The 13,007-nt window shown below is 70.0% G+C and carries 12 protein-coding genes; 8 read left to right on the top strand and 4 right to left on the bottom strand.

Features of this window, described 5'->3' with window-relative positions:
• Window positions 1–56: 56 nt before the first annotated feature.
• Window positions 57–941, bottom strand: a complete 885-nt coding sequence (locus WAB15_RS24080) for a class I SAM-dependent methyltransferase (RefSeq protein WP_407287509.1) — start codon at window positions 939–941, stop codon at window positions 57–59.
• Window positions 942–1,006: 65 nt separating this feature from the next.
• A complete protein-coding gene (locus tag WAB15_RS24075; RefSeq protein ID WP_407287508.1) occupies window positions 1,007–1,897 on the bottom strand; it encodes a GNAT family N-acetyltransferase in 891 nt (296 codons plus the stop codon).
• A 448-nt stretch (window positions 1,898–2,345) separates the two neighbouring features.
• Between WAB15_RS24075 and WAB15_RS24070 the strand changes: the two genes are divergently transcribed.
• The 4 genes from WAB15_RS24070 to WAB15_RS24055 all read left to right on the top strand — a co-directional run bounded on the left by WAB15_RS24070 (window position 2,346) and on the right by WAB15_RS24055 (window position 5,481).
• The gene (locus WAB15_RS24070) at window positions 2,346–3,560 is read left to right on the top strand and encodes an erythromycin esterase family protein (RefSeq protein WP_407287507.1); all 1,215 of its coding nucleotides are present in this window, start codon (window positions 2,346–2,348) and stop codon (window positions 3,558–3,560) included.
• A 304-nt stretch (window positions 3,561–3,864) separates the two neighbouring features.
• Window positions 3,865–4,308 carry a helix-turn-helix domain-containing protein gene (locus WAB15_RS24065; RefSeq protein WP_399148738.1) on the top strand — a complete coding sequence of 148 codons (444 nt, stop codon included), beginning with the start codon at window positions 3,865–3,867 and terminating at the stop codon, window positions 4,306–4,308.
• 33 nt (window positions 4,309–4,341) lie between these two features.
• Window positions 4,342–4,980: a hypothetical protein gene (locus tag WAB15_RS24060; protein WP_399148739.1), complete on the top strand. Its 639-nt coding sequence runs from the start codon at window positions 4,342–4,344 to the stop codon at window positions 4,978–4,980.
• Window positions 4,981–5,136: 156 nt separating this feature from the next.
• Window positions 5,137–5,481: a DUF2516 family protein gene (locus tag WAB15_RS24055; RefSeq protein ID WP_399148740.1), complete on the top strand. Its 345-nt coding sequence runs from the start codon at window positions 5,137–5,139 to the stop codon at window positions 5,479–5,481.
• Window positions 5,482–5,521: 40 nt separating this feature from the next.
• Here WAB15_RS24055 and WAB15_RS24050 read toward each other — a convergent pair whose 3' ends face one another.
• Complete coding sequence (locus WAB15_RS24050) at window positions 5,522–6,958, bottom strand: PP2C family protein-serine/threonine phosphatase (protein ID WP_399148741.1); 1,437 nt, start codon at window positions 6,956–6,958, stop codon at window positions 5,522–5,524.
• 296 nt (window positions 6,959–7,254) lie between these two features.
• The gene (locus WAB15_RS24045; RefSeq protein ID WP_407287506.1) at window positions 7,255–8,334 is read right to left on the bottom strand and encodes an NlpC/P60 family protein; all 1,080 of its coding nucleotides are present in this window, start codon (window positions 8,332–8,334) and stop codon (window positions 7,255–7,257) included.
• A 449-nt stretch (window positions 8,335–8,783) separates the two neighbouring features.
• Between WAB15_RS24045 and pstS the strand changes: the two genes are divergently transcribed.
• The 4 genes from pstS to pstB all read left to right on the top strand — a co-directional run bounded on the left by pstS (window position 8,784) and on the right by pstB (window position 12,957).
• Window positions 8,784–9,902 carry a phosphate ABC transporter substrate-binding protein PstS gene (gene pstS / locus WAB15_RS24040; RefSeq protein WP_399148743.1) on the top strand — a complete coding sequence of 373 codons (1,119 nt, stop codon included), beginning with the start codon at window positions 8,784–8,786 and terminating at the stop codon, window positions 9,900–9,902.
• A gap of 134 nt (window positions 9,903–10,036) precedes the next feature.
• Window positions 10,037–11,032: a phosphate ABC transporter permease subunit PstC gene (gene pstC, locus WAB15_RS24035; RefSeq protein ID WP_399148744.1), complete on the top strand. Its 996-nt coding sequence runs from the start codon at window positions 10,037–10,039 to the stop codon at window positions 11,030–11,032.
• Window positions 11,029–12,108, top strand: coding sequence for a phosphate ABC transporter permease PstA (gene pstA, locus WAB15_RS24030; protein WP_399148745.1), 1,080 nt, complete (start codon window positions 11,029–11,031; stop codon window positions 12,106–12,108). The genes pstC and pstA overlap by 4 nt, the downstream gene beginning before the upstream one ends.
• Before the next feature lie 72 nt (window positions 12,109–12,180).
• Window positions 12,181–12,957, top strand: a complete 777-nt coding sequence (pstB, locus tag WAB15_RS24025) for a phosphate ABC transporter ATP-binding protein PstB (RefSeq protein ID WP_399148746.1) — start codon at window positions 12,181–12,183, stop codon at window positions 12,955–12,957.
• Window positions 12,958–13,007: the final 50 nt, after the last annotated feature.

Below are 13,007 nucleotides of genomic sequence, written 5' to 3'. Positions count from 1 at the left end.
GTCGCTGTCGCCGAGGCGCCGGTGTCCGGCCCGACCACCGGGCGGTGCCGCGAGCCTCACTCCGGCCGAACCGCCGTGACGACGTAGTAGTCGAGGACCCGCTCCTCGTAGGCGCGCAGAAAGTTCCGCGGCCAGGTCTCCGGGGACCACCACCGGCCGAGCCAGAGGTCCCACCCTCGCCAGACGTGCGGCCCGATCGATTCGACGCGGACGTCCGTCAGCCCGGACGCCGTGAAGGCCTCCGTGAGTACGTTCACCGGCCAGGCGATGTCCAGCCCGTCCGCGAACGTCTCCAGCAGCCGTGCGAGCTCCTCGGGCCGGCCGGGCGCGTCGTCCACCGTGAAGAAGCTGGCGGCAGCCACCCGGCCGCCCGGTCGCAGCACCCGCGCGGTCTCCGCGGCGAAGGCTCCGAGATCCGGGAAGTGCTGAGCGGCCTCCACGCTGACGATCACATCGAACTCACCGTCCTCGCAAGGCATACGCTCCGCGGCCCCCTGGACGAACCGCAACCGTTCCGGCTCGTCCCGCAGCAGATCCGCGTGCGTGTCACGCGCCCGCCGCAGTTGCTGCGGATGGATGTCCATGCCGGTCACCGCAGCGGAGCCGTACTCCCGCAGGGTCACCGCGCACCCCATGCCCAGCCCACAACCCACTTCAAGGACCTTCGGCCCCTTCGCTTCCGTCGATTCCCTCGACTCCGCCGGTTCCGTCGGCTCCTTCCGCAGTCCGGCGGCGTCCAGGACATGCCGGTAGAGGTCCTCCTGACTGCGGACCCGTTCCGCCTCGCCCAGCGGGAGGCCCAGGTCGATGGCGCGCCAGTACCCGAAGTTGATGAACCCCCCGGCGAAGATCGGCTCCCCGCTCAGATCGGCCGGACCGTACGCCTCCCGCACCATGGGACGCATGGTGGCGAGACCGGATTGCTCCGCACTGTCCGTCACAGTGCCCACCTCCTGAAAGCAGACGTCTTGCATGGTCTTTGCTACCCGTGCCATCCGCATCACCATCAACAGCGACTCGTCGTGCGACCTTGCTCGGCACATGCGAAGTCGTACACGGCCCACTCGGTGACCGGGGCGTATCCGATGCGCTGGTAGAGGGCGTTGCTGGTGGGGTTGGCGGGGTCCGCGAAGAGCACGACGTCCGTGGCGCCCGCGGCCAGTGCGGCCCCGCTCACCTCGACCGTCACGGCGCCCGCGTAGCCGCGCCCCCGGAGGTGGGCCGGGGTGTAGACGGGGTCCACCCGGACCATGCCGCCGATCAGCGAGGTCACGGCAGCCATGGAGACGGGCGTGCCGTCCGGGGTCTCCCAGAACGTGAAGTGCTTGTCGGCGAAGCGCGAGTCGGCCCAGGAGTCGGCGTCCACGGCGGGGACTTCTCCGACGGTGTCGACGAACTCGCCGCACCAGCCCACGAGTTGATCGTGGTCCTGCTCGCCCGCGACGCGACCCCGGCCCTCTGGGCGCGGCTCCGGCGGGGCGAGCGTGCCGAGACGGTACAGGCGGATCCGCTTGCCGAGCGACGGCGCCGCGCCCGTGTGCCGCCGCCATGCCTCGGCGAAGGCGGTGGCGGTGGCGTGGTCCGCGCTGACGTAGGGCAGCCGGTGCCCGAGGTCGGCCAGGTGGGCGGCGAGGGTGTCGGCACGCTCGGGGGTGAGGGGAGTCAGGCTCAGGCCGCGGGACGGGAGGCGGGAGAAGGCGGCACGGACCGTACCCGCTCGCTCCAGTCGGCCGAAGACGGGGGCTCGGGCGCCGTATGCGCCCGCCCCGCGCGTGCGCAGCTTCTCGGTCGTCGTCAGCGCCATCGTGTGCAGTGCGGGCCGTGAGCGCAGGAAGTCTCCGGCTCGGGCGAGGAAGTCGTCGACGTCTTCGGTGAGGTGCCAGCCATCCGGTCGCATGCCTCATGGTTCCCCATGCCGTGGGTGCGCCCCGGGGTTTTGCGCCAGGGCCCCACTGAGACTGAGCGCTTGAGTTGGCCCCTTAGCGGCCGAGTTGGCCCGTCGGAGCGTCGGGGTCGGCCCGCCCGGTCGGAGCGGGTCCCTTCCCCGCCTCAATGTCCCGGGCGAGTTGCCGAGCATACTCGGTGCGCGATTCGCGTAAATCGGCATAGTGGCCCATCGGTTCGGGGCGGGTGAGCTGCAACCGTGTGGAGTTCCGGCGACGAGCCCACTCCTGCAGGATGTGGTGCGCTCGCTCGGCTTCGAGCCCGCCCGCACAGCGCTCTGTGCGACTTCACCCGAAGCCCGGCAGGCAGGCGTGACGGCCGATACCCCGCAGGCCAACCCGGACGCCCAGCCGCCCAACATCCTTGACCTCAACCGAACTTTAGGTAGGAGTCTGGGAGGCATGGAAAATGACACCGCCGCTCCCCGGGGTTCCTTCCCTCCACCTATGGGGTTGTCCGGTCCGCAGCACGCCGACGTCGGCCCGCTGTCCGACGCCACGCTCGATGAGCTGGCCGAGAAGCTCGCCGTCGCGACAACGATCGTCGGCATCGGGGAGTCCACGCGATTCTCCCGGGAAACCTTCGGTGTGCGGGACCAACTCTTCCGCCGGCTGGTCCAGGACCACGGGTTTCGGGCGCTGGCCGTACAGGACAGCGCCGGCGTCGCCGCCGGCCTCGACGAGTACGTGCGCGTCGGTGAGGGTTCGGCTCAATCCGCGCTCGACGGTGCCTGGCGTCCCTGGCGCACCGCCGAGATGGTCGCGACATTGGAGTGGATCCGGGCGTTCAACCGGGACCACCCGAGCGACCCCATACGGATCTTCGGTGTGAAACCCGCCCAGGCGCAGCCCGAGGACTACGACGCCATCCTGAATCACGTCCGGGAGTCGGCCCCGGAACGGCTGGCGGAGGTGGCATCCCACCTGGATCCGATCCGGACCGCTCACCACACCGACGAACACGTGCAGCGCGCCCGGGGAATGCACCCCGGACGCCCGTTCGCCGACCACGCCCGCGACGCGCTCGCGCTGATCCGGTCATTGCCCGACACCAACCATGACGACGGCATCCTGGCGCGGATGCGTCTGATCGCAGACTTCCATGAACGCAGCGTCGCCGGGCGAGGCAACTACGCGGGCGACGCCGAGGTATGGGCGGATGTCATCAGCGACTCTCAGCGTCGGACCGGCCTGCGCGTGGTCTATTGGGACGGCATCGTTCACACGGCGGCAACCGAGACGGTCCTGGGCCTGGCTCCTGAGCGTGGTCCGCAGCCCAGCGTCGGCAGCCTGCTGCGCGAGCGTTACGGCGCGCGGTACGTTTCCGTGGCGATCGGCTTTCACCACGGAGATCTCGGTGTCGCCGCCGTCCCGGAGCCGGCCGGGGATCTGATCGACGCGCTGCTTGGCGAGGTGGACCTGCCCGCCCACTGGCTGGACCTGCGCCGCGACGCCGTACGCCGCCAATGGGACGGACCGGCGAAGGCCCGCGTCATCAGCGGCGTCTACGACCCTTCACGCGACGCCGCCGAGCACCTCGCCGTCGCTTCCCTTGCCGACGCATTCGACGTACTCATCCACATTCGCCGGGTATCTCCAGTGCGATGGCTGTCGTGAGCGGCACCCCGCCACCAACCTGACACCCAAGATGGCCGATCGCGTCGCGCGTGGACACGGGAGGCCGGATCACCGAAGTCGGCAGAAGGCATGGAACCTGCACGTGCAGGTTCCATGCCTCACCCCGTGAGATCGATGCCGGAGGCCCGCCGCCCGCGGCTGAGCCCTCGCGGGCCAACCATGGCACTCAGACGGGCCAACTCAGCCACTAAGAGGCCAACTCAAGCGCTCAGTAACACCCACCCGGACCACTTTTGCTAGCGGCTTGCTTGCAATAGTTAGCACGAGGATGCAGTATCGAGTCATGGCATCACTCAACGTCGGCAATCTCGGCGAGTTCCTGCGGGAGCAGCGGCGCACGGCGCAGCTGAGTCTGCGGCAGCTCGCGGATGCCGCCGGGGTGTCCAATCCGTATCTCAGCCAGATCGAGCGCGGCTTGCGCAAGCCGAGCGCGGAGATCCTGCAGCAGCTCGCCAAGGCGCTGCGGATATCCGCCGAGACGCTGTACGTCCAGGCCGGGATTCTGGACGAGCGGCGCGGGCTGGACGGGGTCGAGGTGCAGACCGCGATACTCACCGACCCCGCGCTGAACGAGCGGCAAAAGCAGGTCCTGCTGCAGATCTACGAGTCCTTCCGCAAGGAGAACGGGCTGGTCGGCGGCGGCAAGGACGACGCTGCGAGCGCGTCCGGGGACGGGCTCGGCACGGACACCCGAACAGAGGCCGAAGGCGGCCCGCACGCCACCTGAGCAACCGAATTCGTTTCCAGGAGGAACAACGTCATGGCCATCAACACCGATGACCTCCGCAAGGCCCTGACCGACGCGACCCCGCTGTACGCCCTGGCCGGCACGGTCGACCTGGCCGCCGAGAAGCTCGGCGAGGTACCGCAGCTGGTCGAGAAGCTCAAGGCCGAGGCGCCCAAGCGCTTCGAGTCCGTGCGCAGCACCGACCCCAAGGACGTCCAGGCGCTGGTCGCCAAGCAGGCCAAGGACGCCCAGGACAAGCTGGCCGAGCTGCTGGACTCGCTCGACGGCGACTTCAAGAAGTTCCGCGACCAGGCGCAGGAGATCGCGCTGCAGGGTGTGGGCCGGGTCGCCGAGACCGCGGTGCGGGCCCGTGAGGGCTACGAGGAGCTGGCCGAGCGCGGCCGCGGCGCGGTGGCGACCTGGCGCGGCGAGGCCGCCGACCAGGTCGAGGAGCTCGCGGTGGCGATCGAGCCGGAGCCGTCCCCGAAGCCGGCGGCCAAGAGCGGCGCGAAGACCGAGACCGCCAACGGGTCCAAGGCGGAGGCCAAGGCCACCCCGTCGACGACCCAGGCCAAGCCCGCCGCCCCGAAGAAGCCGGTGGCGCAGCAGAAGCCGGTGGCGCAGCGCAAGCCGGCGCCGGCGAAGAAGAGCACCCCGCCGTCCGCGAAGTGAGCCGGCGCCCCCTTCACCGGGGACGTGGATTCACCGGCCGGGCCGGGCACGCTTGAGGTGCCCGGCCCGTTGTCCGGGTACGGTGGGGCCGCGGCGGGCCGGTGGACGGCCGCGGCGGACGAAGACGACACGACCGGCGAACGGGCGGTGTAGGGCGTGCTGATTTACGGGTTCCAGAACCTTCTGAGCTGGGTGCAGCTCGCCCTGGGCATCTATGCCGGCGTGATGCTGATCGATGCGGCGGTGCGCCGCGAGGACGCCTACCGCGCCGCGAGCAAGCAGAGCAAGGGCATGTGGCTGATCTTCCTCGCCCTCGCCACGGCGCTGCTGTTCATTCTGCCGATCATGTCGTTCCTGCCGATCATCGGCGTCATCGCGGTGATCGTCTACACCGTCGACGTACGGCCGGCGCTGCGGGAGGTCACCGGCGGCGGGCGCGGCCCGCGACGCGGCGGCTCCAGCTCGGACGGGCCGTACGGGCCCTACAACGGCGGACGCTGAGCCGCCGGACGCGACCCGGTCGCGTCACCCCTGCCGGGATCTAGCGGTCCAGCAGCAGGACGGCCACGTCGTCGGTCAGCTCGCCGCCGTTGAGGTCGCGTACCTCGCGGACCGTGGCGTCGAGCAGGCCCTCGCCCGTGAGGCCGTGTGCCATCTGCCGGCTGACCAGTTCGGTCATGCCCTCCTGGCCCAGGCGCCGGTTGCCCTCGCCGATCCGGCCCTCGATCAGGCCGTCGGTGTACATCATCAGGCTCCAGGAGCCGCCCAGCTCTACCTGCCGGCGCGGCCAGCGGGCCTGCGGCAGCAGGCCGAGCGCCGGGCCGCCGCATTCGTACGGCAGCAGCTGCGGCAGCTCGCCGGCGCGGGCCAGCAGGGGGGCCGGGTGGCCGGCCAGGGAGAGGCCGGCGTAGTGGCCGTCGGCGGAGATGTCGACGGTGCAGAGCGTGGCGAAGATCTCGTCGTCGGAGCGCTCGTGCTCCAGGACCTTCTGGAGGGTGGCCAGCAGTTCGTCGCCGGACAGCCCGGCGAAGGTCAGGGCGCGCCAGGCGATGCGCAGCTCGACGCCGAGGGCGGCCTCGTCGGGGCCGTGGCCGCAGACGTCGCCGATCATCGCGTGGACGGTGCCGTCGGGGGTGCGGACCGTGTCGTAGAAGTCGCCGCCGAGCAGCGCGCGGCTGCGGCCGGGGCGGTAGCAGGCCGCGAAGCGCAGGTCGGAGCCGTCGAGCAGCGGCGTGGGCAGCAGGCCGCGCTCCAGGCGGGCGTTCTCCTGGGCGAGCATCCGCGACTCGGTGAGCTGGCGCTGTGCGAGGTCGGCGCGCTTGCGTTCGACGGCGTAGCGCACGGCACGGCTGAGCACCGCGCCGTCCAGCTCGTCGCGGAAGAGGTAGTCCTGGGCGCCGACGCGTACGGCGTCGGCGGCGCGCTCGGCGTCCGTCTCGTAGGTCAGGACGAGGACGGCGTGCGAGGGCGCCATCCGCAGGACGTCGTGCAGCATGCCCAGCTGGGGGCCGGGGGTGCCGTCCGGGCCGCCGTCGCGTTCGGTGCGGTCACGGCGCTCCGCCGGGGGCAGGTCGAGCAGGATGCAGTGCACGTCGTCGGTGAGCAGCCGCTCGGCCTCGGTGAGGTTGCGGGCGGTGCGCAGGCGCACCCGGCGGCCCGCCCAGTCCGACATCTCGGGGAGGTGGCTGTTGGGGTCCTCGCCGATGAGGAGCAGGGTCAGGCCCTGCTGGGTCGTCCCGTGCTCGGCCGAAAGTCGCCGTTCTTCCATAAGCGGCTCCTCGGGCTCCTGGAGGCCCTGCGGGGCCGCGTGGGCGCTCCACTGGCCGGCGGCGGGTTCCGGGACGCGCACGTCCTGGTCCGTCGCGTACCCCGCGCCCGGCGCGCCGGCCGCCCGCGCGGTATCCGCGCAGGCGTCGTTCACCGGTCCTGCCTGGTGCGGCAGCACGACCGTCCGCTGGTGCGGTACGGGTACGGGCATCGGTCTGCTTCCTTCCCTCCCCCGAGGGGGGTCCGGTGAGCGCCGACCGGCGCACCACCGTGCCCGGCTCCGCATCCCCCCGTCGGTCTTCCGAGCGGGGCGCGCACCGGCACTGAGAGGCGACCATAGCGGCAGCGTGGAGGAAGAGGGAATGGCCGACGGCAATCGGCCATTGTCATATGCCGCGTCCGATAAGGCATTTGACCTGCGGAAGCCGGAATGCGGAATGACGAATATCACCCCGCTTGAGTGCATTCAGCTACACCGCGACAACCCTCAGAGAGGAAACATTCCGGTCATTTATCGTGCCCGCGATCCCCGTCATGGTGTCCGCCGTCACGATCGGGGCGGACCACCCCGAGGATCGGCATCGATCCGGCGCCGGTGACCGTCACCTGGCGGCCGGGGCGCGGTGCGTGCACGATAGCGCCGTCCCCGAGGTACATCCCTACATGGCTGGCGTCCGAGAAGTAAATGATCAAGTCACCGGGGCGCATGTCCCGCAGCGCGACGCGCGGCAGCTGCCGCCACTGCTCCTGCGAGGTCCGCGGAATCGTCCGGCCGCCGCGCTCCCAGGCCCGCAGGGTCAGCCCGGAGCAGTCGAAGGTGTCCGGCCCCTCCGCGCCCCACACATAATCCTTGCCGATCTGCGCGGTGGCGTACGAAATCGCCTTCTTGCCCGAGGCGGACGCTTTGTTGCCGATGTCGTCGAGAACACCCGAGTCGAGCCACTTCTGCTGCTCCTTGAAGGCCCGCTCGTCCTCCAGTTTCCGCAGCCAGTCCTTTTCCTTGGCGGCCAGCCGGGATTCCAGCTTCTTTGCCGCTTCGATTTTTTTCTTGATGTCCCGCTGGGCGCTTTCCTTCTTCTTGCGGTTCGCCTCCAGCTGCGCCCAGCGATCGGTGGCGGAGTCCGAATACTTCTTCAAGTCGCCTTCGAGGCGGGTGAGTTCACCGATCACGCGCTTGGCGGCGAGCTGTCCCTTGCGGGCCAGGGTGACATTGTCGAGAAAGGCCTCGGGGTCGGTGTTGAGCATCAGCTTCGCCTCGGCGGGCAGCCCGCCGCCGCGGTACTGGGCGCTGGCCAGCGCGCCCGCCTGGCGCTTGAGGGCGGCCAGCTTGCGCTGGGTGCCGTCGATGCCGCGGGCCAGCTTGACGATCTCCTTCTGCTGGAGCTCGACCTGCTCCTTGGCCGCGTTGTAGGCATCGGTGGCCCGCTCGGCCTTGCGGTAGAGGGCGTCGATCTTCTGGCGTACCTCGTCGAGGTGCCGGGCGTCGGGCTCGGTCGTAGCGTCGGGTTTGGGGTCGTCGGCGTACGCGGTGGTGGCCGCGGTGCCGAGCAGGCCCGTCACGCACAGGACGACGGCCGTGCACGCCATCAGCCGGCCGCCCCGGGCGCCGCGCCTGCCTCTTACGTCGCCTGCGCCCTGTTCACCCTCTAGTTCCCATACATCCCGAACGCCCCGCTTTGCCCCCTGGCGTCCCACCAGCCACCTCCGGTCGTTCCGCACCGATTCGCGTGGTCCTCCGGCGCGGATGCTGCCATACCCACCAGTAATTCAACAGAGCGACGGGCCCTTTAGTACGAGTGGGCGAACACTTCTTCCCCCGCACCCAGCCGATGGCCGAGGTTCACCTTGCGTTCACTCGCGCCCATCGGCTGCTTCACCTGATCTGCCTAATTTCGGCCGTACCGAGTGCGCGTCATGCCTGATCGGCGTGCGCGGCACGGCTAGCTGACACCGCACCCCCACGGCGGACACCACACACCACGCACACCACCTCGCACGCCGGAGAAGCGGCGCGCCCCAGGAAGGAATTCCCGACTGTGAAGCTTCAGCGCAAGAACCGGGTTCGCGCCCTCGCCGTTGGCGCTCTCGCCGTCTCCGGTGCCCTGGCCCTGACCGCGTGCGGCTCCGACGACACCACCGGCGGCAACGGTGGCGGCGGTGCCGCCAAGGCCTCGAACATCAAGTGTGAGGGCAAGGGCAAGCTGCTCGCCTCCGGCTCCTCCGCGCAGAAGAACGCCATGGACGCCTGGGTGCAGAACTACTCCGGCGCCTGCAAGGACACCGAGATCAACTACCAGCCGACGGGCTCCGGCGCCGGCGTCACCACCTTCCTGCAGGGCCAGACCGCCTTCGCGGGCTCCGACTCGGCCCTCAAGCCCGAAGAGGTCACCAAGTCCAAGCAGGTCTGCAAGGGCGGCCAGGCCATCGACCTGCCGATGGTCGGCGGCCCGATCGCGGTCGGCTACAACGTCCCCGGCGTGGACGACCTCGTGCTGGACGCCCCGACCCTGTCGAAGATCTTCAACTCCGAGATCACCAAGTGGAACGACAAGGCGATCCAGAAGCTGAACCCGGACGCCAAGCTGCCGGACCTCAAGGTCCAGGCGTTCCACCGCTCCGACGACTCGGGCACCACCGACAACTTCACCAAGTACCTCAAGGCCGCCGGCGGCTGGAAGCACGAGCCGGCCAAGAAGTGGGAGGGCGAGGGCGGCCAGGCGGCGTCCGGCTCGGCCGGCGTCTCCTCGCAGGTCAAGCAGACCAGCGGCGCGATCTCCTACTTCGAGCTGTCCTACGCGACCTCCAGCAAGATCCCGACGGTCAAGCTGAACACCGGCGCCAAGGAGCCGGTCGAGGCCACCGTCGACAACGCCTCGAAGGCCATCTCCGAGGCCAAGCAGGTCGGCAAGGGCGATGACCTGGCCCTGCAGCTCAACTACACCACCAAGGCCGACGGCGCCTACCCGATCACCCTGGTGACGTACGAGATCGCCTGCGACAAGGGCAACAAGGCCGAGACCCTGCCGGCCACCAAGTCCTTCCTGACCTACGTCTCCAGCAAGGACGGCCAGGCCGCCCTCAAGGAGCTCGGCTACGCCCCGCTGCCCACCGAGATCGCCGACAAGGTCCGCGCGACCGTCGCCAAGATCTCCTGACCTACCGGGCGGCGGCCCAGACAGCCGCCGTACGGCCGAAGGGGCCCCCTCACAAGGGCCCCTTTCGGGCCGCCGCCCGTCCGGTGCACCGCCGCGCCAGGAGCCCCCACCGGGCTCCGCAGACCGGAGAACCCATGAACACACCCTCCTCGATAACCGACAACCCGCCCGCGCCACGGGCCGACGGCTCCGCCGTGTCCGGCAAGGCGGTCCGTCCCGGTGACCGGATCTTCCTCGGGCTCTCCCGGGGCTCCGGAATCGCCCTCCTGGTGATCATGGCCGCCATCGCGGGCTTCCTCACCTACCGGTCCGTGCTCGCCATCTCCGGCGACAAGGCCAACTTCTTCACCACGCTGGACTGGAACGCCACCGGCACCGAGCCCAAGTTCGGCATCGCGGTGCTCGCCTTCGGCACCCTCGTCAGCTCGGTCGTCGCGATGCTCCTCGCGGTCCCGGTCGCGGTCGGCATCGCGCTGTTCATCTCGCACTACGCCCCGCGCAGGCTGGCCTCGCCGCTCGGCTACGTCATCGACCTGCTCGCCGCGGTGCCCAGCATCATCTACGGCCTGTGGGGCGCGCTCTTCCTCGTCCCCCACCTGGGCGGCTTCTACGGCTGGCTGGACGACTACCTCGGCTGGACCGGCATCTTCGAGTACGGCGGCGGGGCGGCCCGCTCCCTGTTCACCGTCGGCATCCTGCTCGCGATCATGATCCTGCCGATCGTGACCAGCGTCAGCCGCGAGGTCTTCCTCCAGGTCCCGCGGATGCACGAGGAGGCCGCGCTGGCGCTCGGCGCCACCCGCTGGGAGGTCATCCGCATGTCGGTGCTCCCCTTCGGCCGCTCCGGCGTCATCAGCGCCTCCATGCTGGGCCTGGGCCGCGCGCTCGGCGAGACGATGGCCGTCGCCACGGTCCTGTCCCCCAGCTTCCTGATCAACACCAGCCTGCTGGACCCGGGCGGCGGCACCTTCGCCCAGAACATCGCCAGCAAGTTCAGCGAGGCCGACGAATTCGGCCAGGACGCCCTGATCGCCTCCGGCCTCGTCCTCTTCGTGATCACGCTCCTCGTCAACGGCGCGGCCCGCCTGATCATCGCCCGCCGCAAGGAGTACTCGGGAGCCGCAGCATGAGTATCACCACCGACCGCGTCGCGGTCTCCAACGGCGGCACTCCGCTCCCGGTCTCCCTCAAGCACCCCCGGCTGCCCCGCTGGGCCCCGCCGGTCCTCGCGCTGGTCGCGGCCGGCGCCGGCTGCGGCATCGGCCTGGCCGCCGGCCTGGACAGCGCGATCCAGTGGGGCCTGATCGCCGCCCTGCTGTTCGTCTTCGGCACGTTCGCGCTGGCCGCGGGCGTCGAGGGCGCCCGGCAGGCCAAGGACCGGCTGGCCACCAGCCTGGTCTGGGGCGCCTTCCTGCTCGCCGTCGTCCCGCTCGCCTCCCTGCTGTGGGAGACCGTCGCCCGCGGCATCAAGGTCCTGGACGGCTACTTCCTGTCGCACTCGATGGGCACCCTGCCCGACGCGATGCCCGGCGGCGGTATCTACCACGCGATCATCGGCACCCTGGAGCAGGTCGGCCTGGCCACCCTGATCGCCGCGCCGATCGGTCTGCTCACCGCGATCTACCTCGTCGAGTACGGCCGCGGCCGGCTCGCCAAGGCCGTCACCTTCTTCGTCGACGTGATGACCGGCATCCCGTCGATCGTGGCCGGCCTGTTCATCCTCTCCGTGTGGATCCTGATCCTCGGCTTCGGCCCGTCCGGCTTCGCCGGCGCGATGGCCCTGGCGATCCTGATGATGCCGGTCGTGGTCCGCTCCACCGAGGAGATGCTCAAGCTCGTCCCGAACGAGCTGCGCGAGGCCTCCCTGGCGCTGGGCGTGCCCAAGTGGCGCACCATCCTCAAGGTCGTGCTGCCGACGTCGATCGGCGGTATCACCACCGGCGTGATGCTCGCCATCGCCCGTATCGCCGGTGAGACCGCGCCCGTGCTGCTCCTGGTGTGGGGCGCGAAGACGATCAACAACAACCCCTTCGAAGATGCCCAGCAGTCGCTTCCGCTCTACGTTTTCCAGCAGTGGCAGCAGGGTTCCGAGGCCTCCTACGACCGCGCCTGGGCGGCGGCACTGGTCCTCATCGCCTTCGTCATGATCCTCAACCTGGTGGCCCGCGGTATCGCCCGCTGGAAGGCCCCCAAGACCGGTCGCTAACGCGACACTCTCCGCTCCTTGGAGCGGGGCCGACCAGCGACCCTCTGAAGCACCGAAAGAAGCAGTGATCCCATGGCCAAGCGAATCGACGTCAGCGGCCTCTCCGCGTTCTACGGCAGCCACAAGGCCATCGACGACATCTCGATGACGGTCGAGCCGCGCTCGGTGACGGCCTTCATCGGCCCCTCCGGCTGCGGCAAGTCCACCTTCCTGCGCACCCTGAACCGCATGCACGAGGTCACCCCCGGCGGCCGCGTCGAGGGCAAGGTGCTGCTGGACGACGAGAACCTCTACGGCCCCGGGGTCGACCCGGTCGCCGTCCGCCGCACCGTCGGCATGGTCTTCCAGCGCCCCAACCCGTTCCCCACGATGTCGATCTTCGACAACGTCGCGGCCGGCCTGCGGCTGAACGGCTCGCACAAGAAGAGCGAGCTGAAGGACACCGTCGAGAAGTCCCTCAAGGGCGCCAACCTCTGGAACGAGGTCAAGGACCGCCTGAACAAGCCCGGCTCGGGCCTGTCCGGCGGCCAGCAGCAGCGGCTGTGCATCGCCCGCGCGATAGCCGTCGAGCCGCAGGTGCTGCTGATGGACGAGCCGTGCTCGGCCCTCGACCCGATCTCCACCCTCGCCATCGAGGACCTGATCGGCGAGCTGAAGGAGCGCTTCACGATCGTCATCGTGACGCACAACATGCAGCAGGCGGCCCGTGTCTCGGACCGTACGGCGTTCTTCAACCTCGCGGCCGTCGGGCAGCCCGGCAAGCTGATCGAGATCGACGAGACCGAGCGGATCTTCTCCAACCCCTCGGTCCAGGCCACGGAGGACTACATCTCCGGCCGCTTCGGCTAGGCCCCGCCCGGCCGACGCCCCCCTGAGCGTCCTGCGGTGCTGCATGGCGG

The sequence above is a fragment of the Streptomyces sirii genome, assembly GCF_045690365.1.
GTDB lineage: Bacteria > Actinomycetota > Actinomycetes > Streptomycetales > Streptomycetaceae > Streptomyces > Streptomyces sirii.
This window is presented reverse-complemented; position numbering and strand designations above follow the sequence as displayed.

Excerpts from the sequence above, each read along its gene's own strand:
- WAB15_RS24075 (WP_407287508.1), bottom strand. The coding sequence starts at position 1,897 with ATGCGACCGGATGGCTGGCACCTCACCGAAGACGTCGACGACTTCCTC.
- WAB15_RS24070 (WP_407287507.1), top strand. The coding sequence starts at position 2,346 with ATGGAAAATGACACCGCCGCTCCCCGGGGTTCCTTCCCTCCACCTATG.
- WAB15_RS24065 (WP_399148738.1), top strand. The coding sequence starts at position 3,865 with ATGGCATCACTCAACGTCGGCAATCTCGGCGAGTTCCTGCGGGAGCAG.
- WAB15_RS24060 (WP_399148739.1), top strand. The coding sequence starts at position 4,342 with ATGGCCATCAACACCGATGACCTCCGCAAGGCCCTGACCGACGCGACC.
- WAB15_RS24050 (WP_399148741.1), bottom strand. The coding sequence starts at position 6,958 with ATGCCCGTACCCGTACCGCACCAGCGGACGGTCGTGCTGCCGCACCAG.
- WAB15_RS24045 (WP_407287506.1), bottom strand. The coding sequence starts at position 8,334 with ATGGCGTGCACGGCCGTCGTCCTGTGCGTGACGGGCCTGCTCGGCACC.
- pstC (WP_399148744.1), top strand. The coding sequence starts at position 10,037 with ATGAACACACCCTCCTCGATAACCGACAACCCGCCCGCGCCACGGGCC.
- pstA (WP_399148745.1), top strand. The coding sequence starts at position 11,029 with ATGAGTATCACCACCGACCGCGTCGCGGTCTCCAACGGCGGCACTCCG.
- pstB (WP_399148746.1), top strand. The coding sequence starts at position 12,181 with ATGGCCAAGCGAATCGACGTCAGCGGCCTCTCCGCGTTCTACGGCAGC.